Origin of the sequence: Leptospira wolbachii serovar Codice str. CDC (assembly GCF_000332515.2) — a bacterium.
GTDB classification, from domain to species: Bacteria; Spirochaetota; Leptospiria; order Leptospirales; family Leptospiraceae; genus Leptospira_A; species Leptospira_A wolbachii.
This window is the reverse complement of sequence record NZ_AOGZ02000013.1, coordinates 133148-156673: the sequence shown is the minus strand read 5'-3', so window position 1 is coordinate 156673 and position 23526 is coordinate 133148. Positions and strand designations below refer to the sequence as shown.

Sequence of the window (23526 nt, the reverse complement as noted above, 5' to 3'; positions counted from 1 at the left end):
GGAAAAATCGGAAAACGTGCCGGGGAAAATTCCCTTGCACGTTTTTTATTTTTATCGCAACAATATTTTTAACTGATTGTTTCCTTCTTTTAGAAACAATTCCAAATCAGAAAATTGAATCCTAACGGCACCCCTTCGGTAGCGGTTTTCCTTTCGAACAAAGGGAATGGAATTTTCATTTAAAATTGCTAATTCAACGGTTGCATTTTCTGATTCCACTGTATAGAAAACTGTCAGGTTTTTATCAAACAGTTGTATATCCAATTGTAATCCATCCAATCCTTTCGGTAATGTTGGATCGAATTCGATTCCATCAGAAAAGGTTTTGATTCCGAACAAACATTCATAAACCAGTTTGATGTAAATTCCAGGCCCACTAGAATACACTCTCCAACCACCCTCCAAAGGAACGTTGCCAGATAATATTTTTTTATATTCTTTGGTTGCTTCGTAACGATCTAAAAATAAAGCGTCTGAGCTCGAATAATAACAGTTAGATTGCCTCCTCTTGGCAGAGGAAATTTTGTTTTGGATTCCTATAGGGTTTACTAAATTCAAATGATAAAAGAATTCTTCTGATCTACCCAGATAGGCCAGCGCTTCGCAGTAACGTAAATGGGCATGAGTATACATAAGTCCAATTTCCCTTCCAAAGTAACTGGCGGTTTCTGCGCGTTTGAACTCTTTACTTTCCCCATCGGAATAAGGGACGGGGGAATCAAAAAGCCGAACGCCGTCAGGTCCCATAAGGAAATTTTTGATTACGGAAAGATGGGTTTCTACTTCCGCCTCGTCCAATACTTCCGATAAAATTCCATATATCATGGGAAGAACACTATAACGGATTCCTGTTTTTATATCTGATGGATGTAAGTAGAATTTTTGCGAATCATCGTCGGAGAAATATCGCAACCCCGAAAGAATTCCTTTTTCCATACAATGTTCTTTGATATTTTGTTCCAATGTCAAACGCTCGGTTTCAAAGTATCTTTGCTTTTTTTCGTCATTCGTTAGGTGAGAAATTTTACTAAGTGCTTTGTAGGTAATGGATTGTAATTCTGCCGTCCAAGTACTTACTGCATGGGTTCGAAACTCATGGCGAACAGGTTGTAAAGAATCATTCCAATCTCCGTTTCCATAAATCGGAAGGTTTGTTGTGGGAAACAAACGATCGTTCATTAGAGAGATTGTTTTGTCTAACGCTTGAAGGATCGTCCTTTGTTCGAGGCGGTGTGGTCCAGTTGTTGTTTCTTTTAGGAAGTCTAAGTCACTAGTCCGCTCTAAGTAAGATGCAAGTGCAAGTATCGGCCAATAAATGATATCTCCATGGGAATCACCGGCTCTGATATGTGAATCACGAGGATAAAGCATAAACCATTGCGGCCAATCTCCATCTTCATTTTGTTCTTGGAATACTTGATATAGTAAACTGCGACAAGAGTGAAATTCTCCCGTAGCAAGTAAAAATTCGAAAGCTCCTTGGCATACATCTCTTGTGCCCCAGCCTCCGCCAGAATATTGTTCGAGTCCTCTCGGATTCAAATAGTGGATGCGTGCATTTTGTTCGAACCAAGGTAAAATCTCTTGAATTTGTTTTAAGGATTGAAGTTCTGGATTCTCGTTCTTTTTATATGTGGATAAGGAATGAAAAGACAACACTGGTTTTTGGATTTGTGAGGACCTTTTTGCTGGTGTAACCAAATTCCCTTGGATGGTAAATTGCAAACTTGTGTTTACAGAAACTCGTGCTGTTATATAAGACTGTTTTCTTGATTTTCCATCAAGGAATAAAAGACGATCATCAGAGATTTCCCAAGAGTTTAGATCTTCAGATTGGATTTGGAATCCTTTTCCATCTAACCTTTGGTAGAGGGCAGATTCGGGATTTGGTTGAATTTGAAGTTTTGTTTTGTGTTTAACTATGATTGGAGGTTGTTCTAAGGAACCATTGTCGCCGTCGAGTGCAATAGGGAAGGAAAGAAGGTAGTTCCTCGTTTTTTTTTCCGTTGTTTGTAATTGGAAGTTGATTTTATGATCTTCTTTGGTTTCGACTTGAATGCGCAGGATTTCAGTTCCCCATTGGTAAATCCATTCCATTCGATGGGGTTCCATGATCACGAAAGAAGGTGAATCTAGTAGTGCAAAGCCAGACTCTTCTTCTCTAAAAATACGGAATCCATAAGAATTAAACAATCCAATATAACTATGATTACGCGATATGTATTGATTGATGCTTGTATGGCCCTCTGTAAGTTGTGATAAAAAAATTCCTTTGTAATAACAGGTAGCGGTTAGAGAGGACTCATCTGGAATTGTTGGCAATCCTGTCCGAAGGATTTGCCCGTGTGGACGTAAACAAAGGGATTCTTTTTCTTTTAACACAACATGAGTGGACTTCTCTGTGAAAAAAGATAAGATGGAACCCGAGTCACTTTTTTCTACTTCTCGCCAAGGATTTGGGAAATATGATTGTAGATCCAATTCTGTTGCAAAATCACCTTCTTTTTGTTTGGCGGAAGTGAAAAGGCTTGGAGTTGATTTTAGAAGAAACCCATCTGTTTCTTGAGTTTCATTCCAGCCCGATATGGCTTTTTGAATGTATCCATCTACGTTGTTGAATGATCTTAAGGATTCTACGTTCGGGAGTAACGACCCATAAAAAGAAGAACTCTGCCTCTCCTGCGGTTTTAGAGTCAAAGGTTCTCTCTCTAATCCTAGTATAGAATGTTCGCCTTGCCTTCGTTTGCCAAGAAATGGATGGTTTAGACCATTGGGATATAAATCCAGACCATCGGTAATATAAGAGCGAATGGGTTCTGTACTAAATAAAAAACTTGCTGGATGGTTTCCTAATACCAATTCATTTTGTCGGGATAAAATTCCATAAAGCCTATCTTTAGAAAGAATGGGTTCGTGATGGATATAGTGGCAGACAAAGTATTCATTCAGCCGTGAAGCAGAATATTCACAAATACCTATATCTTGAACGTAAACTAAATCACAAAGCACCGAGTGATCATTTTTGTTTGTGAGTTCGACCTTGTATCTCCAACTAGGTTGGTTGGGGTGGAGCTCTAAATACAAAGCATAATCAATTTTGTCGCAAGTTCCTCTGCATAAATAAGCCGACTCGGAAATTTGAAATAAGGAGTTTGATTTTGGTCCGAGCAAAGGGAAAACTAATAGTTCTTTTTTTGTATGAATCCTCAAGTAGATGTTACTCACGCTGGGTTCCATCTCATTAGCGAGATATAAGTTTACAAGAAGATCGTGAAAACGAATGGAATGGACATTTCCGTTGGATAAAAATTGAAATCTTAATCCGGATCGACTTTGAATGGTTTGAATCATAGGTTTGTGTGAGTTAGATGGAGTGGAGAAAGAGTCCATTTCCCGAAATGAGAAATGTTTAAATGGTAGTCGTATTCCAAAACAGTTTCTTCGTCTTTTGCGATAACTACCGTGGTTACTCCCAGTCTGTGAAATAACTTTAAGAGTTTTGAAATTTCAAATTTACCTAAACTAGATCCAGGCCTGTCGAGGATGAGAAATTTTGGTTTCACAAAAAGAATGCGGATCACTGCAATTTTGTATTTTTCGGCTAACGAAAGTTCTTCGTCCCATTCTTTTAGGGCCCTGATTCCGCCAAACCTACGAACCAGTGATTCAAGCCCCATATTCTTTAGTTCCTTTAGGATCGCTGCATCCGATACTTCTAAATTCAAATAAGCAGGAACAATGACATTGCGAAGTCGTCCAGGAGGTAGATAGGGTTGTTCGGGAAGAAAAAGAATCTCTTCCCAATTGGGCTTTTTAATCCTACCTTCGGAGTGATTGCTGATTCCAACAATGGAGCGAAATAAACTAAGTTTCACGGTTTCATCAAGCGAAGTGATAAGCCAACGTTCGTTTCTGTGAATTGTCAATTGCAGGTTGTCTACTAGAAGTTTTGATTTATCATTTGAATACAATGTGAAATTTTCAAAACCAATTTCATCTGCATTGTAGTTGGACTCTCTTAGGGATTTGGATTCTGTTTCTGCCTGTAACATGGCTGTGTCAAGAGAATGCAGACGTTTGACAACGGCAGAAAATGCAGAGATGGACTGGAACTGTGTGACAATTAAGGAAAAAGCATTGAGTAGGGTGGTAAAGGCAAGAGCTGCTTGCGTAATCACTCCAAATTCTATTTCCCCTCTCATATAACTTGGCGCTATGATGAGCATCGGAATGATTTGTATATAGTAATTATAACTATTGGTGAATAGGCTTAGTCTCAAGTTTACTGAAATTAGTTTTCTGAAGTTGTTCACTAACTTCCGAAGTCTTGATTTCAACCTTACAGACATTCTTGCTTCCCTATGTGTCACAGCGATGGACTCTGCATGTTGGCGGATATGGAGTAGGTCAGCTCTATAACTTGCTTCCATGTCCAATTGATCATAGTTAATGCGAATGAGCGATTTTCCAAGAAATATAGTGGATACAGTTCCAGTTAGAGCATAAGTGACAGCTACGAGAAACAAAACAGGATTAATGCTCCAAAGAACTCCAGAAAACGAAATTGCAGAAAAAACACCACCTATAAAAAGTAAGGTGAAAGAGATTGTAGTTGTTGTAAAAGATTTGACATCATCAGTGATCCTTTGGTCGGGATTTTCGATACCGGGTTTACCTATGATTTGATGATAGGTTCGTTCTGTTAGATAATTTTCTGTCAACCGCCACGTGAGTTGTTCGCGCCAAAGGATGCCAAGTCTTTCTTCTGCATACCGATAGACTGATCCAATGGCAGAGGAAATGATAAATACAAAAGCATACAACAATGCGTTGGTATAAAAGGCATTTGTGTTTTTTTGTTCGATGGAAGAGATAAAGTCCCTACCAACATAACTATTGATCACGTTAAATACATTAAACAAAATAACAAGTATTACCAGTGTGATCCCGTAACGAATGGCAGTTGGACCTTGTTTTGACAGAATGAGTTGTCGAATGATACTGGATAGACGTAACCAGCTTTGTGATTGATTTAGTTTTGATTTGGAAGGCATTGATGCTTATCTAATTAAAAATATCGTCCCTTCCCCAAGGCAAGGTCATTTTACGATTCAATGGTTTCTATGGTTAGATCCATGATTACCTGGGTCCAGATGGATTCTAAATTTGGGTTCCACTCCGAAGGAAGATTTTCTCGGAGCGTTGATAGAAGGATAGGAACCAGTTTCGGAAATTCTTTCTTTGTTATTCCAAGGGATTCGTAAATGGCAGCTAATTTTGAAACTTCTTTTTTTACAGAGATGGGATTTCCTAACTTTTCAATAATGGATTCAATGGAGTTTAAAAACTCTTCTTGTGAAATGGAAGATTCCCCTTCTTTGGGCATTTGGTTCGGTGTCTGGTTTTCCAAAGTAAAGGTTTTTAATTTGTCGATATAACTTTCTATCCAATGCGGATTGTATTCTAAGACATGATCAAAAGATTTTTGAATTTGTAAGATGGGATCAGGTTTTTTGAATCCGAGAACAGAGTAGGCAGTCATTTTTTCTGACTTACCTCTTAATCTTGTGATTACTTTTTTGTTCACAGCAAGCGAGGAACCAATAAGATTATAAATTTCATCTGAGACTAAAAACTGAGTGTTTGTTTTTTTATTCAATGCCTCTAGCCGACTTGCTACATTGACTGTGTCTCCGAGTACGGTTTGACTTTTGTATTCCGAATGTCCAATGTCTCCGTAAATTACATTCCCCGCATGAAGACCAATCCGGATGTCAAAAGTAAAATTAAACCTATCCTTCATTTCGAAATTGAATTTTTTTAATTGATCAAACATACGAAGGCAAGCTCGGATTGCAGAATGAATGGTTTCCCGTTTTGCTTCCTTCAGACTTTCTTCGTTTGCCGTTTTTAGTGGGTCTTTGTTTTGGATTTGGAAAAAAGCCAAGATCCCATCTCCGATAAATTTATCGATTCCCCCGCCGTTGTTTAGGATAGGTTCACTCATTTCTTGAAAGAACCTGTTAAGAACAAAAACAACATCATAAGGAAGACTTGCTTCTGTAAAGGCAGTGAACCCTTTGATATCTAGAAAAAGGATTACCGCATAACACTCCTCACCTGTTTTTGAAGATTTGGATTCACTCGTTACATTTTTTAAATCTTTATTGTCTTTAATGATCCTTCGTAAAGATACATCGCCAAAAACTTCCGTTTGGCAAGCGAGCCGAATTTCCGAAGGCCAACCTTTCCTATCTGCTAGCGTTTGTTCCCTTTCATTGCGATGGCTCAGATGGTCTAGACCTTCTGTGATAAACACCCGACAGGTTGTACATTTGGCATTTCCTCCGCAGAGGTGGTAGAGTGGATACTCGTATTTTAGAGCAGTCTCAAGGATGGTGGCTCCAGGTTTGTTTGTTTCTAAAGGAAAATTTTCTTTGTCTTCGAAGGTAACAATGGACATGAATCACCACTCTTTTCAGGTAATTTAAGAATCCATTCTCTCTTAGGCCAGGGCAAGTCAGAAAAGTTATGGATTTGGGAAATTTGACCTGATTTTTGTCAAAACCCGCATAAAACTAATTGCATTAGTTAAATAAACTAATATCATTAGTTTTATGAAAGAAAACTACCACAAACTCTCTCTTTTTTTCCCCATATTATTTCCTTACCTTTTTTGGATGAACGGTTCTCTACTCGGATCGCCGATCACAACTTCTTACTTTCAGGTAGAGGAAGGTAAAATCGCTTATTCGAAAACTGGTGATGGAAAACGAAACTTGATCCTATTACCGGGAATTGGAGATAGAAAAGAAAGTTACTTGGAACTAAGTCAACTTTTAGCAAAAGAGAATTCTGTTTATAGTTTCGACTTACGCGGGCTTGGTGAATCTGATATTAGTTTTTCCTCTTATGGTCCCAAAGAAACAGCAGAAGACATTTTGCATTTTATCCGAGAGAAAGATCTACAAAATGTATATATTGTTGCCAATTCGATGACAGCTGCTTCGGCAGTATACATTCGTTCTATGGAAAAAAAAAGAGTCCTAGGCCTTGTTTTGTCTGGTCCCTTTGTCCGAGATAAAGCGGACCTCTCATTTGGAATGAAAACATTAATCCATTTAGCTTTTCGTGGTCCCTGGGGACCAAGTGCTTGGGTTTCGTTTTATGAATCTCTTTTTCCCGTACATCCGCCTAAAGATCTAAAAGAGCGTTCTGAAAAATTGAAACAAAATCTATCGGCAGATGGTCGTATGGCTGCTGTTAGGGCAATGTTGTTTGCCCCAAAAAAAGAATGTGAGGCCGCTTTAAATATAGTTAGGGGAAACGTCATTGTAGTGATGGGAACAAAAGATCCAGATTTTGATTCTCCTGAGGAAGAAGCAAATTGGATCGGTAAAACTTTAGGTGGTGAGGTGGAAATGTATGAAGGTGCAGGCCACTATCCTTTCGTGGAAGATCCTTCTCGGTTTTCTTCCGACGTACAGAAGTTATGGCAAAAAAACTAAAACACAAACCAGGCCGACCGAAAAAAGGCCAAACTCTCACCACTCGAAGCCAGATTTTTGATTCCGCCTGGGAATTGATTGGGGAAGTGGGTTGGAATGAATTTCGGTTGTCGCAACTAGCCGAAAACTTGGGAATTCGCACCCCTTCTCTTTACAACCATATCCAAGATCTGGAGGATGTCCGTCGGGAAATGAAACGCCGTTCCTTGCAATTGTTAGGGGATCGACTTTCTCTCAAGTTAAAAAATTTGAATACGGGATCGGAACGAATCTTTGATTTTTTATATGCTTACCGAAGTTTTGCGAAGTCCCATCCTCAGTTTTATCCGCTGACCATTGAATCGACAGAGTTCGATCCAGAACTAAAACCACTGGGAGATCGGATTTTGGCAATCTGCATGGAGGTCTTTCGATTTCCGACTTTGGACGAAACCGCAGTCCATAAGATACGAATCTTACGTTCCGTTCTGCATGGATTTATTGTGCTGGAGGAGGCGGGAGGATTTGGTCGCAAAGAATCCATTGAGGAGAGTTTTAAGAAAATAACAGAATCATTGGAATCTGGCAGACTCTGGTAAAACTTTACTTTTCGGGAGAATGTGCGTGCGAAAACTTGGGTATAGAATTATGGCAGCACTTACAATCACACTACCAGATGGAAGTTCCAAAGAACTAGAATCTGGTAAATCCTTTTCTGATTTCATCCAATCCCAACTGCCTTTCTTGAAAGAGAAAGCTCTTGCCGTTGTTTTGTCCGATGGTCGCACCGTTGACCTTTCTTTTATCCCACAGGCAAACACCACGGTAAAATTTCTCACCTTTGATGACACAGAAGGAAAAGAAGTTTTTCACCATTCTTCTGCCCATTTACTCGGTATGGCCGTGCAACGCCTTTGGTCAGAAGCACGCCTAACAGTTGGCCCTGTCATCGAAAACGGTCCTGGTTTTTTCTTTTATGATATCGACTTTGGGGATACAGTCTTAACAGTAGAAGACCTTCCGAAAATTGAAGCCGAGATGGCAAAGATTGTGAAAGAGGATCTCGTTGTCAAAAGATGGGAACTTTCTAAAGAGGAAGCCATTGAAAAATTTAAACAAGAAAACGAACCTTATAAAGTAGAACTCATCCAAGGATTCGACTCCGCATCCGTTTCGTTATACGGACAGGGGGAATGGTATGACCTTTGTCGTGGACCGCATGTTGCGAGGACTGGCCAACTCAAAGCCTTCAAACTGACTGCCATCTCTGGTGCGTATTGGAAGGGTGATTCTAAAAACAAACAACTCACTCGTATTTATGGTGTGTCCTTTCCCACCAAAAAACAGTTAGATGAATATATCTTCCTCATTGAAGAAGCAAAAAAAAGAGACCATAGAAAACTCGGGAAGGAACTCGATCTTTTTAGTTTCCAAGACGAAGCCCCAGGATTTCCATTTTGGCATCCCAAAGGAACTGTGCTTTGGAACACTCTTGCTTCCTACATCCGAGAGGAATGTTTTCGTCGTGGATACCAAGAAATCAAAACTCCCGCTATTTTAAATTCTAGCCTTTGGAAGAAGTCGGGACACTGGGACAATTTTAAGGAAAACATGTACTTCACTGATATTGATGAAAGTGAATTTGCAGTGAAACCCATGAACTGTCCGGGATGCTGTTTGATTTATAAATACCATATGCACTCTTACAGAGAACTTCCTCTCCGGTTTATGGAACTGGGAAATGTTCACAGGCATGAAATGTCTGGAGTTTTACATGGACTCTTTCGGGTTCGTGCTTTTACTCAAGACGATGCCCATATTTATGCTCCTCTAGAAAAAGTAGAATCCGAAGTAGAAGACATCATCGACTTTACTTTTGATGTGTATAAAAAGTTTGGATTTACTGAATTCAAAACTTTCATTGCGACACGGCCTGAAAAATCGCAAGGGAGTGATGAGGATTGGAACCTCGCTACACAAGCGTTACACGATGCTCTAAAGAAAAAAGGAATCGAATACGGAATCAAAGAAGGGGATGGAGCTTTCTATGGCCCGAAAATTGAATTCAATATTAAGGATTCCCTCGGACGGTTATGGCAATGCGGAACCGTACAAATTGACTTTTCTATGCCGAATCGCTTTGAACTCGACTTCACAGCTTCCGATGGAAAAAAACATGCACCGGTTATGATTCACAGAGCGATCTATGGATCTTTAGAAAGGTTTATTGGAATTCTCATCGAACACTTCGAAGGAAAGTTCCCTCTTTGGTTGAATCCGACACAAATTCGTGTCCTAACTGTGGCAGAAATCCATAGCGATTATGCTAAAGAGGTATATCAGGATTTGGTAATGCAGGGTTTCCGAGTCGAACTCGATGTTCGTAACGAAAAGATCGGTAGTAAAATTAGGGATTCCATCCTAAAACGAAGCAGTTATACTTTGATTTTAGGGGATAAAGAAAAAGAAGCAGGTTCTATTTCCTTCCGCCGTATGGGTGAAGAGAAAACGGAAACTGTTTCGCGTGATGGATTTATCACTCTTCTGAAGGGCGATCTTTAAAGAAAGAAATTTCTTGACTAACACTTGGGGGAGAGTTACGCTCCCTCCAGTGTCCCAAAACCTGGTCTTAACCAAACAGATTGATCCGGTCGCATACTACCTGGATCTTCCTATCCACCCACCGTATGACGCGCGTGATGCGTTCGATGCCATTCCCATGCAACTTCTTCCCTTTGCGGAAGGTTTGACTGTGGGTTGGAAGGTAAGCCCTATGCAATTTGTGGATGGGCTTGGTCGGGACCTTAAGTTAGATTGTCCCAATATAGTCATCACTGGGGGACAAAACCAGGGTGATTCTCCTGTGGCTTTGTATGTAGTTGCTGCCTTTTATGATGCCAGGGGCCGTCTTCTTTCTTGTCAATCAAGCGAACACATCATCCAACCTTGGGAGAGTTATGACGTTCCTGGACTTTGGAGTCGTTTTCCTTTTCCCATTACAGAAATTGCCCGGGCTTCCGTCAGTATCACATCCTACGGTTGGGAAGATCCGAGACCCAAAGAGGCCGTGATCCTTTCCAAACAAAAACCAAAAACAGAAACAAGGTATGAATGGATCCGGGAGGGGGGAGTCGTTGGATCCTATAGTTTCCAAAAATGGAACCCTGGCCAGGGGGATCTTCTCTTTGCGAGTGAAACCCTCACAAAAGAAAACCGCCTTAGGATTCGTTTTGAACGAAGGGAAAGTGAAGGATTGACCTACCTTGCCCTGATTCAATCCCAATCCCCCAAACAACCTATCAAAACATTCGATAATTTGATTCAATATGCATTCTACAATGAAGCGGGCCAACTTTGCCACGGTGGCTCTTGTATGGGAATGGGAAATCATGGAGACTTAGTCTCTCTAGTCCCCATTTTACCCGAGATCTTAGAGTCTCCCTCCTTGTATTTGGAACTTGCTGTCTGGGAAGGCCCCCCAGGATCGCTTTAACCCCAGATACCCAGCATTTCGCAAAGAAATGTACTTGCTCGCCTGGATTTTACGCCGAAATTGGAAATTGAAAGAAATTTCGGAGACTGAATGCAGAAACGGCCCAACCCTAGAGGGAACCCAAACCAAGATAAATTCGCCCACATCAGAATTAACGAACAAATTACCAATGTAGCATCGATCCGACTCGTCTCTGACGAAGGGTCTGACATCGTTACTCTGGAAGAAGCTCTGAAAAGAGCCAAAGAAGCTAACCTTGATTTGGTGGAAGTCTCGGGTGACCAAGATGTTCACGTCTGTAAGTTGATCGATTTTGGAAAATACAAATTCGAACTTCTTAAAAAAACGAAAGAAGCGAAAAAGAAACAACACGTTGTCACGGTGAAAGAAATTAAAATCCGCCCGCGGATTGATAACCATGACTTCGAGATTAAGAAGCGTCATGCTTTAGAATTCTTGCAAAAGGGTGATAAGGTAAAAGTGACTCTTCGATTCCGAGGCAGAGAGATGGTTCACTCTGAAATTGGAATGAATATTGTTAACCGGTTTGTCGAGGACCTAAAAGAGCATGCCTCTCCCGAAAAAATGCCGGTACACGACGGAAAGACGATAGTGGTCGTGATGAACCCAATTGGTGAAAAACCTAAAGGATAAAACAACTATGTATAAGCTGAAGACAAATAGGGCAGCAGCCAAACGTTTTAAGTTTACCAAATCTGGTAAAATTAAACGCGGTTGTGCGTACCGAAGACATATCTTAGAGAAAAAATCTCCTAAGATGAAACACCAAAGCCGTGGAATGCACCTCATCCATGAAACCGATTATAACCGTGTAGAAAAACTTCTACCTTACGGGGGTTAAACGATGCCACGTGCAGTCAACGGAACCATTCATAAAAATCGTAGAAAGAAAGTACTAGCTAAAGCTAAAGGTTTTAGAGGCGGACGTTCTAAACTTTTCAGAACAGCAAAATCTGCTGTAATGAAAGCTGGTCAATGGGCATACCGTGACCGTAGAAAGAAAAAGTCCGAATTCCGTAAACTTTGGATTACGAGAATTAATGCCGCAGTGAGAGAAAATGGAATGTCTTATTCAAAATTCATTCATGCACTCAAAACACACGGAATCAATTTAGATCGTAAAACTTTGGCTGACCTTGCATACAACCACAAAGAAGTATTCAACGCCATCGTAGAAAAAACCAAAGTCGCTAAGTAAATTAGTGCTTGATTGGAATAGAATGGCTCGGCTATTCTATTCCATCGGATTGTTATCATGTTAAAAATCGAAACCATTGAAGAGCTAGAAAGTAAAGTTGTTAAGGCTTTGGAGTTAATCCAAGACCTAAGAACAGAAAATGCACGCCTGGAGACGGAAAACGAATCCCTCCGCGCGGAAAATGACCAGATGAAGCTCGCAATGGAGGAGAAAGAGCGCGAATTAAAAACACTTCGCACTCAGCTCCAAGAGACAACGGATGAGTTAAACCAACTCCGTGAAAGAGAAGGGCTTCTGGAATCCAAGGTTCACCAACTTCTCGGTCGATTGGACGGTCTTCCCACTACTGGAAGTTCGACACCCAAAACACAACCAAACTCAGATTCCTCTTCAGTAGAACCGGTGGCTGCCGCAGCGGCAGTTCCTAGTTTGGCAACAGATGAGGATGATGAAATCATCCTGCTGGATGAAGACGAATCCGAATTCCAAACAGAAGATGTTTTGGAAAAATCTCCTGCATCCGCATCCTTTGAAAAAGAGGAACTTGTTGTGGAATCGGAAGAAGAGATTCCAACAGTTGACATCGACGAAGATGACGACATCATCATTGATGATGACGACGAAGCAATCAGTGTTTTTGATGCTGATGACGACGATGATTTCTTAATTATCGAAGACGATCCTAAATAATTTTTATGGCAGAATCTGCCCCGCAACCACAGAAAATAACCAAACAAATCTTTGGTGAGACCTATACCATTGTTGGTGAAGCATCCTCTGGGTACATCTCCGAGGTGGCAGACTACGTGGAGTTGCGTCTTCTGGATTTGGCAAAGGCACTCCCCACAGCATCCAAAACTAAATTGGCAGTTCTATGTGCTTTGAACTTGGCGGACGAACTGTTCCAGATGAAGGAAGTTTCTGCCAAAGCTAATGAAATTCCGGAACTAGAAGAACGAACAAAGAAGATCATTTCTCTATTAGAAGAGGGGATCATTGGGGACAATTTTTGAATCCAATTTCAAAACAAGACGCTAGAGAAATTCTAAAAAAAAACCTTCCGAACTTACCTGAAAGGGAAGATCATGAAGCTGCGATTCTACGAAGGTTGTTCCCACTTTTACAGGGAAAAACTAAAATCATTACCTATTCTCCTGATCTAATTTATGAAGTGGATGTACTTCCCGTCATCGAATCCTGTCCTCTCCCAAGGCCAACGGGTTTTATCGAAGCAAGGCATTCGGCAGAATGGTACTTCCCTAGAATGGAAGAGGGAAAGAATTTACGATTCCTTCGTCCACGTTCCTTTGAGAAGAATGTACAGGGACTCTTTGAGCCTATAGGAGATGAGGAGATCTCCGTAGAGGAAGCGGAATTGATTCTCGTTCCCGCTTTGGGTTTTAATGAAAAAGGATACAGATTGGGCCGCGGTGGCGGTTATTATGATCGCATTTTAAATTCAGAATCACTCCAAAAGAAAACAGTCGGACTTAGTTTTTCTAAACTTTTCCCCGTCCCATTCCTTGCAGAAAGTCACGATTTAAAAATAGGAAAAATGATTACGGAAATCCAGATTCATTCGTTTTTAGATTGAATCCACGTAGGATTCTGACACGATTCCAGGTAGCATAATATGGACCAAGAAACACTACTCACATCCCTGGCGGAAAAAACCAAAATGGAACAAGAGTCCGATCTGGGAGACTTGGAACAGTTCCTTACATTTACCATTGATAAAGAATTCTTTGGGATTCGATTGTTGTTGGTTCATGAAATTTTAAAACCAGTTTTAATTACTCGGATTCCCAACGTAGATGATTACATTTTAGGTGTGATCAACCTTCGTGGAGAGATCATTCCCATAGTGGATTTGAAAAAAAGATTTCATGGAACTGATTCTGAAATTTTTCCAATTTCACGTATCATCGTCATTATGTTAGATGAAAAGCGAATTGGTATTCTCGTTGATGAAGTCAAACAAGTTGTTAAAATCCAAAAAGATTTTATCAGTTACACAACTGATGACTTGTCGTTAAACTACAGTAAGATGGTTGAGTCCGTATCTAGATACGAAGATCATTTAGTTTTGAATTTGGATTTGGAACAAATCGTTGATTTTGTTTCGTCCGCAAAGTAAAGAGAAAGGGATACGACATTGGCTGGAATTTTAGGCGAATACACAGAAGTTTTCCTGGAAGAATCCGAGGATCAAATTGAGGAATTAAATTCCAATTTGGTGAAACTCGAAAAGGATCATGAAAACCCGGAAATCATCAATGACATCTTTCGTGCGGCACACTCTTTAAAAAGTTCCTCTGCCTTCGTCGGACTCTATAACTTGTCCGATTTGTCTCACACGATGGAAAACCTTCTCCAGAAAATTCGAGAAGGGAGTTTAGAAATCAACGTTAAGTTGGTAAATTTATTATTTGAATGTTTTGATCTTATTAAACAGGTGATCGAAGGAGTTGCCAACGGAGTTAAGGTGGAGACACCTTTTACAGATATGATTAAAAAACTCCAGGACTATGAGGCTTCTCAGACTCAAACTGGCGTTAGCTCTGGTGCTCCTAAATCAAGTGGCTCTGATAAAACTACAGATAACACTAATTCTTCCATCACTCTCACAGAAGAAGAAATTTCTGAAATTCGCCAATCCTTAAAAGAGGATAGTGACCTTACTGCATTCTCTGTGAACTTGAAGTTAAAAAATGATACCCCGATGCAGAACTTAAGGCTTCTCCTTATTTTGCAATCCGTCAAAACAGTCGGGTGTGATCATCAAATGAATCCTACCGAAGATGCTCTGGACAATGGCCAGGGGAGTTTTGCACTTTCCTTTGTGACTGTCACAAAACTAAACAGGCACGAGTTACATGTTCAGTGTAATATTGATATGGTGGATTCACTTTCTGTGGAAGAAATCAAACTCCCAGAAACAGAAATGGAAGCCCTAGAAAAAAGGTCCGATTCTACATCTATCCAAACTTCAAACCATCCGTCAGGCCAGTCCGATTCAGAAGAAAAACATGCCACCAAAGGTTCTGCTAATTTTGATAAGGCGGTAACTGACTCCAAAGTGGTAATGAGAACGATTAAAGTTTCTTCTGACAAACTAGACCAACTGATGAATAACGTTGGAGAACTTGTAATCACAAACTCTGGATTCCAAAAGATCTATGATGATTTAGTGGCACAGTTCGGCGAAGATTCATTATTCAATGAACTCAAAGGAAAAATCGATCAAATCAATCGAATTTCCAAAGATTTACAAACGGGAATTATGAACATTCGAATGGTTCCGATTGGATCTGTATTTAACAGGTTCACAAGACTCATTCGAGATCTTTCTTTAGAAACCGGAAAACAAGTAAACTTAGTTCTTCGCGGTGAAAACACAGAACTTGATAAAAAAGTAATCGATGCGATTGGCGAGCCACTCATCCATCTCATTCGTAATTCCGTAGACCATGGAATTGAATCTCCTGCCGAAAGAAGAGCAGCGGGGAAACCAGAAGAAGGAACGGTGGAACTCAATGCTTACCAAGGTGGGTCCAATATCCTTGTAGAAATCCGCGACGATGGTAAGGGTTTAAACAAAGACAAAATTCTAAAAAAAGCCATCGAACGTGGGCTTGTGAATGAGTCAGATGCCCAAAACCTTTCGGAATCAGATATCTTTCAGTTTATCTTTGCTCCTGGTTTTTCCACTGCGGATAAAATTTCCGATATTTCGGGGCGTGGTGTGGGGATGAACGTAGTCAACAAACTCATCGAAGAGTTTAAAGGCAAAATCCTCATCCATTCGGAAGAAGGTAAAGGTTCTTCTTTTACGCTTTCTTTCCCGCAAGCACTTGCCATCATTCCATCCATTCTCGTGATTATGGAAGAAGAAGTGTATGCGTTTCCTCTATCAGAAGTATCTGAAACCATCAAAGTTAATTTGGACCAAATTACCACTCTTGAAGGTCACGAGATCATCAACTTACGGGGAGAGGTATTGCCTATCTACCGTTTGAATCGTATCCTCGGGCTTGCCGACAAACAAGAAATGGTGGAAGTTCCTGTAGTCATCGTAAATTACAAAACGAGAAAACTGGGATTTATGGTAGATGATTTAATTGGAAAACATGAAACCGTAATCAAATCTCTTGGTAAAAACTTCAAAGACATCCAAGGTCTAACAGGTGCAACAATCATGGGTGATGGAACCATCATTCTTGTTTTAGACATCCCTGGTCTTGTGGAGATTGCTGCGGACAAAGTCGATTGGACTGACCAGTTGGTTGCCGGTGAGATGATGAAACGAGCATCTACAATTCGTTCTCTCGAAATGTCGGATTCTGAATTTATGTTCAAATCCAATCACCCTACCAATCGTTACAATGCGAAGTTGATTGAATTACGTGCAAAAGACAAATCACGTGTCAAAAAAGATAAACATAAAATAGAAAAACATATCATAGTTCCGAAAGAAGAGGTGTATGCAGAAGAGCCTGCGACCAACCTCAAAATCGCCACTGAAGTGATCAAAACTGAAACTGTAGTGAATGGAGATTCCGGTGGATCTTCACACTCATCCACAGCAACCCTTGTCATTGATCACAAAACAGATGAAATCCATCGTTTGGCAGATGTGGCAAAGATTGAAAATGTCAAATTAACAGAAAGAGAACAGGCCGCAGAAATCATCAAAGGTTTTGTGGAACAAAAAGAAGAACGATTGAATCAAGTGGCTGCTTTGAATTCAGAAGCTATTAACGAGATCATGTCTTCGAAAGATATCAAAAAACTAGAGAACATCGTCAATACAGGTATGATGAATGCTGGTGTCGTACTTTCTCAGTTAGTTGGTAAAGACGTAGAGTTATTTATCCCTGAAATCAAACTTACCGATCGCGAAGGACTGGCAAAAGAGTTTAGATACTCTATGGATCAGTTTTTTGGAATGAAAATTCGTATGACAGGAGACCTTAACGGAAATCTTCTTATGATGTTTTCTGAAGAGAATGGATCTGAAATTGCGAAAGAACTTTTGGGTTCCGAAGATGCAAAATATGCAGAAGGTAGTCTTCATAAACTATCAGAAGATATGGTCTCTGTATTATCGGAAATTTCTAATATTGTTTGTTCGAGTGTGATGAACTCACTTTCCAATAAATTGAAAAAAGAAATTTTGCCTTCAGTTCCTGAAATGATTACCGGTAGTTTTATGGATGTAATCGACATTGTGAAACCGGAACGAACAAAGTTTTTATCCATGCACACTGAATTTAACCACCAAGGAAGTAACCTAATTGGTGTTTTGGTATTCCTACCTGATTTTGACGAACTGGTAGATTTAATTCATAAATCATGAATAAAAAACCAACCGTTGCCATCATAGACGACTCACTTCTTGTGAGGAATATATTAAGTGATGCCCTCACCAAAAAGGATGAAGTGCAGGTTATCGCTACCGGTAAAACCGGAATGGATTGTATTGATTTAGCAGGAAAACTAAAACCAGACTTTATTGTTTTGGACATTGAGATGCCCATAATGGATGGTCTGACGGCCCTGGCAGAGATCAAAAAATTAAAACTGCCAAGCCATGTGATTATGCTTTCGGTGCTTACGCAACATGGTGCTGATGCCACATTCAAAGCATTGGAACTTGGGGCGGTAGATTTCATTCCGAAGCCGTCCAGTGGAAATCAGTTCTCTCCAGAAGATATTGCTGCGGTATTGTCCGCAAAAATTAAAGGATTTTCCGATTCTAGACTGCCTAGTATCGAAACTTTGGTTCGACCAGAGCGAATTGAACGCCAATTAAATAAAAGTTTTCAAAAACCAATCAAAGTAGAGGCTATCGGAATTGGAACCTCCACTGGAGGACCGAAAGCTTTGCAGACTGTTTTTGCGAGTCTTCCAGAAGACTTTGCAAAACCGATCTTTGTGGTACAACACATGCCTGCGGGGTTTACGAAGGCGTTTGCAGACAGATTGAATTCCTTGTCTAAAATACAAGTGAAAGAAGCGGAAGATGGTGATCTTGTACAATCGGGAACCGCATACATCGCTCCTGGTGATTACCAAATGAAGGTAGTAACCAAGGGAAAGGATCATGTCATTGAACTCACCCACACAGGGCAAGTCAATGGACACAGACCATCGATAGAAGTATTGTTTGATAGTATGGTTGAAGCTTACGGTGGGGATCATCTTTTATCCATGATCATGACTGGTATGGGAAAAGACGGGTCACACGCAATCAACAACATTCACGCCAAGGGAGGTATTACTCTGGCGCAGAATGAAGCAACATCGGTAGTTTATGGAATGAACCGTGTTGCAGTGGAACTGGGAGGAATTGATTTTGTTCTTCCGGTAGATGAATTAGTACCAAAGATGATTGAATTATTAAAGTCGAGAGGGAATTAACATGGCAAGAATTTTGGTTGTAGATGATGCAAAATTCATGAGAACGCTCGTAAAAGATGCGTTAGTTGGGGCAGGTCACGAGATCGTAGGTGAAGCAGAGAATGGTAATATTGCGGTGGAACAATACAAAAACCTCAAACCAGATCTGGTCACGATGGACATTACCATGCGTGAAAAAGATGGAATCGAAGCAACAAAAGAAATTATCAAATTTGATGCTTCAGCCAAAATCATTATGGTAACGGCACTTGGTCAAGAAGATCTACTTGCGAAGGCAATTAAGATGGGTGTAAAGGATTTTGTTGTAAAACCTTTCCCACCAGAAAGATTGCAACAAGCAGCAGCAAAAGCACTGGGTTTATAAACCGTGTCCCAAACCCCGGAGTTTATCGTCCGGTGGCAGAACCAGGACGGAGGATTGACAGAAGGACCGTTAACGGTTCTATGGTCTCTGATTGATAGTTATAAGGTTGATATTTTTGAAGTCTCCCTTTCGCGTATCACATCCGATTTCATTCAATTTTTGAGAACGAGTCAGTCTTTGTCGATTGAACTTACATCTGAGTTCGCCGTGATGGCGGCTCATTTGGTATATTTAAAATCAAAAGCTTTATTGCCGGATCCTGGTTTTGAGGAAGAGGATTACAATCCTCCTCTTCCGAAGGAACTCGTAGACAAACTATTAGAACACAAAAAATTCCAAATGGCCGGACAACGTTTGGCGGAGTTGGACCGGTTGACTGCGGGAATGTTCACCCGGGAAACCAACCAGGTTTTGGATGAAACGGAAGTTTGGTTGGACGTAAGCCTTGTGGACCTCATCTCCGCATTTAATTCTATTTTGGAACAGGAAAGTTCCAATGAGGTAGAAGACCTTCTACCCATCTACGAGGGTGTGGCTCAATACTCCGTAGAGGACAAAATGGAGTATTTACGAAATCTTTTAGATAATACTGGCGAAATCCACTTTATGGATTTGTTCGAATCAGAAAAACCGGAAAAAAAAGAAATCGTCGCTGCCTTCCTGGCAGTATTGGAAGTTGTTAAAATCCGAGTTTGCAGAGTGCTCCAACATGCAGTTTTCGGTGAAATCAAAATAGTCAAGGTTTAGATCAATTTGGAAGAAAGAACTTATACCAAGGGCCTTCTTGAGGCGCTTCTCTTTTTGTCTTCGGATCCGATCAAATTGTCTGCCCTTGCCAAGTCTGCCGGGATAGAAAAAACAGAAGCCCGAGAACTCCTAGACGAACTCATTCTCGACTACCAAGAAAAAGAAGGCGGTTTTTTACTTAGAGAAATTGCTGGTGGTTACCAATTCATCACAAATCAAAAATACAGCGAAGTTCTCGCACATATCTTTAAAGATAAAAAAAGAGAAACCCTTTCTCGGGGAACTTTGGACACTCTTGCTATCATAGCTTACAAACAACCCATTACACTAACAGAGTTAGATGAAATTCGCGGTGTCTCTTCTCGTGCCATGGTGGCAAGCCTCATGTCTAAAAAATTGGTGAAAGCTGTGGGTCAAAAAGAAGTTCCCGGCAGACCCACGTTATACGGAACCACAAACGAATTTCTGTTACACTTTGGACTCAGCAAACTTACGGACCTTCCTACACCTGTGGAAGTGAAGGAACTTAAGTTCGAAGAATTTTCTCCTGAATCCATCATTGTTACCGATGAAACAGAAATGAATCCTGATTTCGATTTGAGTACACTACCAGAAGAATTACAAGACGGGGCTTAAAATGAGTAGTGCAGAAGAAGAATTAAAAAAACTCCGTGCTGGAATCGATTCATTAGACACTGAAATCATTGCACTCATTCAAAAACGGGCTGGTTTTGCACAAGAGATTGGACGTGTCAAAAAAGAATCCGGTGGTCCTATTTACCGACCGGATCGCGAAAAAGATGTATATGAGAAAGTAACCAAGTTATCGGGTGGACCACTTCCATCATCGGTGATTCGTGCGATCTATCGGGAGATGATGTCTGGAACCATCGCCTTAGAACACCCGTTAAAGATTGGATTTTTAGGACCCGAAGGAAGTTTTTCTCATTCTGCTATGCGTTCCAAATTTGGAACCTCTATCGATGCGGCCCCGCAAACTTCTATCCCCGATGTCTTTCGAATGGTAGAAGAGGGGAAGTTGGATTACGGAGTGGTTCCTGTAGAAAATTCGACAGAAGGCCAAGTGAGCTCCACTCTAGATATGTTTCTGGAAACAGATTTAATCGTATACTCAGAGTTATACCAAAGAATTTCCTTTTCTTTGCTCGGATTTGAAACCGATCTTTCTGCAGTTAAAAAAATCTATGGAATTCGGATTGGGAACGAACAGTGCCGCAATTGGATTTCGGCAAACCTTCCCAATGCAGAAGTAGTGGATACTTCTTCCACAGCTATGGCGGCAAAATTAGTTTCTGAAAGAAAAGACGGACTTGCCATTGCTTCAAAAATTGCCGGTGAAATTTATCAATTGAATGTGATAGCAGAAGGGATCGAAGACTATTCTGGAAACACTACAAGATTTTTGGTGATCGGTAAAACAGAATCACCTAAAACCAAAGAAGACAAAACTTCCATTGTGTTTTCGATTCCAAACCAAACGGGTTCTTTATTTGCTATTTTAAAAACCTTCAATGATGTGTCAGTCAACCTAACCAAAATTGAATCCAGGCCATTAAAACGAAACTTATGGGAGTACCATTTTTTCGTAGATTTTATTGGTCACAAAGAAGATCCAAAAATTGCAGAGCTTTTGGAAAAAGTAAAATCACAATGTACTCTGTTTAAACTACTCGGCTCCTATCCAACGGCTGGATCCTTTCCCACATGAACCTAAACCGGGTTTTGATTTATGGCATGGGGCTTATGGGTGGCTCCCTTGCTCTCTCGTTACGCAAAAAATATCCAGATGTTTTCATCACGGCTGTCATTCGTTCCGAAAAAAGTAAAATCACGATCCTCGAAAAGAGTTTAGCCAACGAAGTTTTTTTACAAAAAGAGTTAACATCACCAGATTGGACTCTCTACGATTTGGTTGTTTTTAGCACTCCGGTAGAATCTATTCTACAAATCATTCCCACTTTACCTAAATCGGGAAATACTATATTTATGGATTTAGGATCCACCAAAGAGACCATTGTTTCTGCGGTAGAGGCCTATTACGGTAGCAATACACATAATTATATTTCTACACATCCTATGTGCGGATCCGAACAAGTAGGTCCAGAGGCAGCAGTCCCTGATCTCTATGCAGATAAACTTTGTATTTTGACTCCTCCCCAATCGGCATCTAACGAAAGTTTGGAGTGGGTGCGTGTGTTTTGGGAATCGGTTGGATCTTGGACAATGGAGATGGATTCTAAATCTCACGATGAAACCTTGGCGAATTTATCCCATCTTCCCCATGTGGTCTCTACAGTTCTTGTGAATGTTGCAGGAGCTAACACAACTACTATGAAAGAGGTGTTGGGGAGTCCAAAACCAATCACTGGTGGTGGGTTTCGGGATATGTCAAGGATTGCCGGATCCAATCCCGATATGTGGATTTCCATTTTCAAAGAGAATAAGAGTTTTTTATACCAGTCGATCGATGAATTCATCCACCAGTTGACCGAGGTTCGTGATTTGTTGAAACCGGATCTTCCTTTTGACGAAGGGAAAATTCGAAAATTTTGGGAATTGGCATTATTAAACAAAGAACAGATTCGAAAATCAAAATGAAGTTTTTAAAAAACATTAATAAGTTAAGCGGCTGTAAGGCGGCCATTCTTACCAACCAAAGTGCTTTCGGTTTTCGTGGAAAGTACCACTTCCAAACATATTCCGAAATTTTTGATCTAAAAACCATAATTTTACCAGAACATGGACTCTTCGCTGAGTTACAAGACCAGGTGAGTGGGGATGAACTGCAGTATCTCTTCGGTGGCATGCAGATTGTTAATCTTTATGGAAAAGAAGAAAAAAGTCTAATCCCTCCAAGAGATACTTTGACCAATGTTGATGTCGTTATTGTTGATATCAAAGATGTGGGTTCTCGTTATTATACTTTTTTAACTACCGCTTATTATATATTAGGTGAGATCTCACGTTTGAAAAAAGAAACGGGAAAGGCTCCCTTGCTTTTGGTGGTGGACTCTCCCAATCCCATAGGCAAAAAAGTAGAAGGCACTGCCCTACAAAAAGAATTTGAGTCCTTTGTGGGAGTACCATCTGTCTTACATAGACACGGACTGACACCTGGGGGACTATTATCTTATTACAATGAAACCTTTCAGTTTAAAGTGGATGTTGTCGTTGTACCTGTGGGTGTGATTCATCCAAAATCTTTATCGCATTTGGAGTGGGTTCCTCCTTCTCCGAATATTCCTACACAAAATACTTGTTTGGTGTATCCGGGAATGTGTTTGTTAGAAGGTACAAATCTTTCCGAAGGACGTGGGACTACCAAACCCTTCGAAACCTTTGGTGCTCCTTATCTTCTAGGCAAACCAAAAGAAGAATTGGACAAACGAATGTTGTCCCACCAACCGGGAACTTATCTTTTACGGAACTTACGTTTTTTACCCACCTTTCATAAATACGCGGGTTCGATTTGCGAAGGATACCAGTTGATGGTTTTAAAACCAAAACAGTTCCACTCTCTTTATTTTGTTTTATTTTTTTTGAAACAATTGGCGGAACTTTTTCCAAAAGATTTTGAATATTTAAAAGGCGTGTATGAGTTCCGTTCGGACAGGCCTGCCATCGAACTTCTAACGGGTGACCCCATTCTTTTAGACTATTTGAACGGAAAACTTTCTGATTCTGACCTGGAAATCTATTTAAAGGAATCAGAAAAACGTTGGGTACAGACCATAAAAGCCTTCCGTTATTAATTTTTTTAACAAATTGGTGT

General features: G+C 40.4%; 22 protein-coding genes. 19 read left to right on the top strand and 3 right to left on the bottom strand.

The window, feature by feature from the left end; genetic code table 11:
* Nucleotides 1-51: 51 nt before the first annotated feature.
* From LEP1GSC195_RS04815 to LEP1GSC195_RS04805, 3 genes are read right to left on the bottom strand one after another with little or no spacing between them, the layout of a single operon-like run.
* The gene (locus tag LEP1GSC195_RS04815; protein WP_232227695.1) at nt 52-3390 is read right to left on the bottom strand and encodes a GH36-type glycosyl hydrolase domain-containing protein; all 3339 of its coding nucleotides are present in this window, start codon (nt 3388-3390) and stop codon (nt 52-54) included.
* The gene (locus LEP1GSC195_RS04810; protein WP_015680399.1) at nt 3348-5054 is read right to left on the bottom strand and encodes an ABC transporter ATP-binding protein/permease; all 1707 of its coding nucleotides are present in this window, start codon (nt 5052-5054) and stop codon (nt 3348-3350) included. The genes LEP1GSC195_RS04815 and LEP1GSC195_RS04810 overlap by 43 nt, the downstream gene beginning before the upstream one ends.
* A gap of 50 nt (nt 5055-5104) precedes the next feature.
* Entirely contained in the window at nt 5105-6463 is a 1359-nt protein-coding gene (locus LEP1GSC195_RS04805) for an adenylate/guanylate cyclase domain-containing protein (protein WP_015680239.1), read from the bottom strand.
* A 154-nt stretch (nt 6464-6617) separates the two neighbouring features.
* Between LEP1GSC195_RS04805 and LEP1GSC195_RS04800 the strand changes: the two genes are divergently transcribed.
* The 19 genes from LEP1GSC195_RS04800 to LEP1GSC195_RS04710 all read left to right on the top strand — a co-directional run bounded on the left by LEP1GSC195_RS04800 (nt 6618) and on the right by LEP1GSC195_RS04710 (nt 23506).
* Nucleotides 6618-7508, top strand: a complete 891-nt coding sequence (locus LEP1GSC195_RS04800; RefSeq protein ID WP_015680260.1) for an alpha/beta fold hydrolase — start codon at nt 6618-6620, stop codon at nt 7506-7508.
* Nucleotides 7493-8086 carry a TetR/AcrR family transcriptional regulator gene (locus tag LEP1GSC195_RS04795; RefSeq protein ID WP_015680390.1) on the top strand — a complete coding sequence of 198 codons (594 nt, stop codon included), beginning with the start codon at nt 7493-7495 and terminating at the stop codon, nt 8084-8086. The genes LEP1GSC195_RS04800 and LEP1GSC195_RS04795 overlap by 16 nt, the downstream gene beginning before the upstream one ends.
* A gap of 49 nt (nt 8087-8135) precedes the next feature.
* Nucleotides 8136-10049, top strand: coding sequence for a threonine--tRNA ligase (thrS, locus tag LEP1GSC195_RS04790; RefSeq protein ID WP_040506366.1), 1914 nt, complete (start codon nt 8136-8138; stop codon nt 10047-10049).
* 49 nt (nt 10050-10098) lie between these two features.
* The gene (locus tag LEP1GSC195_RS04785; protein WP_040506415.1) at nt 10099-10980 is read left to right on the top strand and encodes a BTB/POZ domain-containing protein; all 882 of its coding nucleotides are present in this window, start codon (nt 10099-10101) and stop codon (nt 10978-10980) included.
* A gap of 90 nt (nt 10981-11070) precedes the next feature.
* Nucleotides 11071-11634 carry a translation initiation factor IF-3 gene (infC, locus tag LEP1GSC195_RS04780; protein WP_002975194.1) on the top strand — a complete coding sequence of 188 codons (564 nt, stop codon included), beginning with the start codon at nt 11071-11073 and terminating at the stop codon, nt 11632-11634.
* Nucleotides 11635-11641: 7 nt separating this feature from the next.
* A complete protein-coding gene (gene rpmI, locus LEP1GSC195_RS04775) occupies nt 11642-11842 on the top strand; it encodes a 50S ribosomal protein L35 (RefSeq protein ID WP_015680289.1) in 201 nt (66 codons plus the stop codon).
* Between the two features lie 3 nt (nt 11843-11845).
* On the top strand, nt 11846-12199 hold the full coding sequence (gene rplT, locus LEP1GSC195_RS04770; RefSeq protein WP_002975326.1) for a 50S ribosomal protein L20: 354 nt from the start codon (nt 11846-11848) through the stop codon (nt 12197-12199).
* A gap of 57 nt (nt 12200-12256) precedes the next feature.
* On the top strand, nt 12257-12889 hold the full coding sequence (locus LEP1GSC195_RS04765; RefSeq protein ID WP_015680306.1) for a hypothetical protein: 633 nt from the start codon (nt 12257-12259) through the stop codon (nt 12887-12889).
* 5 nt (nt 12890-12894) lie between these two features.
* The gene (locus LEP1GSC195_RS04760) at nt 12895-13212 is read left to right on the top strand and encodes a cell division protein ZapA (RefSeq protein ID WP_015680245.1); all 318 of its coding nucleotides are present in this window, start codon (nt 12895-12897) and stop codon (nt 13210-13212) included.
* Nucleotides 13209-13793, top strand: coding sequence for a 5-formyltetrahydrofolate cyclo-ligase (locus LEP1GSC195_RS04755; protein ID WP_015680314.1), 585 nt, complete (start codon nt 13209-13211; stop codon nt 13791-13793). Before LEP1GSC195_RS04760 ends, LEP1GSC195_RS04755 begins: the two co-directional genes overlap by 4 nt.
* Nucleotides 13794-13832: 39 nt before the next feature.
* The gene (locus tag LEP1GSC195_RS04750; RefSeq protein ID WP_015680357.1) at nt 13833-14336 is read left to right on the top strand and encodes a chemotaxis protein CheW; all 504 of its coding nucleotides are present in this window, start codon (nt 13833-13835) and stop codon (nt 14334-14336) included.
* An 18-nt stretch (nt 14337-14354) separates the two neighbouring features.
* The gene (locus tag LEP1GSC195_RS04745) at nt 14355-17558 is read left to right on the top strand and encodes a chemotaxis protein CheW (protein ID WP_015680401.1); all 3204 of its coding nucleotides are present in this window, start codon (nt 14355-14357) and stop codon (nt 17556-17558) included.
* Complete coding sequence (locus LEP1GSC195_RS04740) at nt 17555-18622, top strand: protein-glutamate methylesterase/protein-glutamine glutaminase (protein ID WP_015680437.1); 1068 nt, start codon at nt 17555-17557, stop codon at nt 18620-18622. The genes LEP1GSC195_RS04745 and LEP1GSC195_RS04740 overlap by 4 nt, the downstream gene beginning before the upstream one ends.
* 1 nt (nt 18623) lies before the next feature.
* A complete protein-coding gene (locus LEP1GSC195_RS04735; RefSeq protein ID WP_002975323.1) occupies nt 18624-18986 on the top strand; it encodes a response regulator in 363 nt (120 codons plus the stop codon).
* A 3-nt stretch (nt 18987-18989) separates the two neighbouring features.
* Nucleotides 18990-19733 carry a segregation and condensation protein A gene (locus LEP1GSC195_RS04730; RefSeq protein ID WP_040506364.1) on the top strand — a complete coding sequence of 248 codons (744 nt, stop codon included), beginning with the start codon at nt 18990-18992 and terminating at the stop codon, nt 19731-19733.
* A gap of 6 nt (nt 19734-19739) precedes the next feature.
* The gene (gene scpB / locus LEP1GSC195_RS04725; protein ID WP_015680406.1) at nt 19740-20369 is read left to right on the top strand and encodes an SMC-Scp complex subunit ScpB; all 630 of its coding nucleotides are present in this window, start codon (nt 19740-19742) and stop codon (nt 20367-20369) included.
* A 1-nt stretch (nt 20370) separates the two neighbouring features.
* A complete protein-coding gene (gene pheA, locus LEP1GSC195_RS04720) occupies nt 20371-21462 on the top strand; it encodes a prephenate dehydratase (RefSeq protein ID WP_015680371.1) in 1092 nt (363 codons plus the stop codon).
* A complete protein-coding gene (locus LEP1GSC195_RS04715) occupies nt 21459-22352 on the top strand; it encodes a prephenate dehydrogenase (protein WP_015680427.1) in 894 nt (297 codons plus the stop codon). The genes pheA and LEP1GSC195_RS04715 overlap by 4 nt, the downstream gene beginning before the upstream one ends.
* The gene (locus tag LEP1GSC195_RS04710; RefSeq protein ID WP_015680223.1) at nt 22349-23506 is read left to right on the top strand and encodes a DUF1343 domain-containing protein; all 1158 of its coding nucleotides are present in this window, start codon (nt 22349-22351) and stop codon (nt 23504-23506) included. Before LEP1GSC195_RS04715 ends, LEP1GSC195_RS04710 begins: the two co-directional genes overlap by 4 nt.
* Nucleotides 23507-23526 lie beyond the last annotated feature (20 nt).

Coding starts and splice junctions, on each gene's coding strand:
- LEP1GSC195_RS04795 (WP_015680390.1), top strand. CDS start 7,493: ATGGCAAAAAAACTAAAACACAAACCAGGCCGACCGAAAAAAGGCCAA.
- pheA (WP_015680371.1), top strand. CDS start 20,371: ATGAGTAGTGCAGAAGAAGAATTAAAAAAACTCCGTGCTGGAATCGAT.
- LEP1GSC195_RS04735 (WP_002975323.1), top strand. CDS start 18,624: ATGGCAAGAATTTTGGTTGTAGATGATGCAAAATTCATGAGAACGCTC.
- LEP1GSC195_RS04710 (WP_015680223.1), top strand. CDS start 22,349: ATGAAGTTTTTAAAAAACATTAATAAGTTAAGCGGCTGTAAGGCGGCC.
- rplT (WP_002975326.1), top strand. CDS start 11,846: ATGCCACGTGCAGTCAACGGAACCATTCATAAAAATCGTAGAAAGAAA.
- thrS (WP_040506366.1), top strand. CDS start 8,136: ATGGCAGCACTTACAATCACACTACCAGATGGAAGTTCCAAAGAACTA.
- LEP1GSC195_RS04715 (WP_015680427.1), top strand. CDS start 21,459: ATGAACCTAAACCGGGTTTTGATTTATGGCATGGGGCTTATGGGTGGC.
- infC (WP_002975194.1), top strand. CDS start 11,071: ATGCAGAAACGGCCCAACCCTAGAGGGAACCCAAACCAAGATAAATTC.
- rpmI (WP_015680289.1), top strand. CDS start 11,642: ATGTATAAGCTGAAGACAAATAGGGCAGCAGCCAAACGTTTTAAGTTT.
- LEP1GSC195_RS04750 (WP_015680357.1), top strand. CDS start 13,833: ATGGACCAAGAAACACTACTCACATCCCTGGCGGAAAAAACCAAAATG.
- LEP1GSC195_RS04760 (WP_015680245.1), top strand. CDS start 12,895: ATGGCAGAATCTGCCCCGCAACCACAGAAAATAACCAAACAAATCTTT.
- LEP1GSC195_RS04810 (WP_015680399.1), bottom strand. CDS start 5,054: ATGCCTTCCAAATCAAAACTAAATCAATCACAAAGCTGGTTACGTCTA.
- LEP1GSC195_RS04765 (WP_015680306.1), top strand. CDS start 12,257: ATGTTAAAAATCGAAACCATTGAAGAGCTAGAAAGTAAAGTTGTTAAG.
- LEP1GSC195_RS04805 (WP_015680239.1), bottom strand. CDS start 6,463: ATGTCCATTGTTACCTTCGAAGACAAAGAAAATTTTCCTTTAGAAACA.
- LEP1GSC195_RS04740 (WP_015680437.1), top strand. CDS start 17,555: ATGAATAAAAAACCAACCGTTGCCATCATAGACGACTCACTTCTTGTG.
- LEP1GSC195_RS04815 (WP_232227695.1), bottom strand. CDS start 3,390: ATGGACTCTTTCTCCACTCCATCTAACTCACACAAACCTATGATTCAA.
- LEP1GSC195_RS04800 (WP_015680260.1), top strand. CDS start 6,618: ATGAAAGAAAACTACCACAAACTCTCTCTTTTTTTCCCCATATTATTT.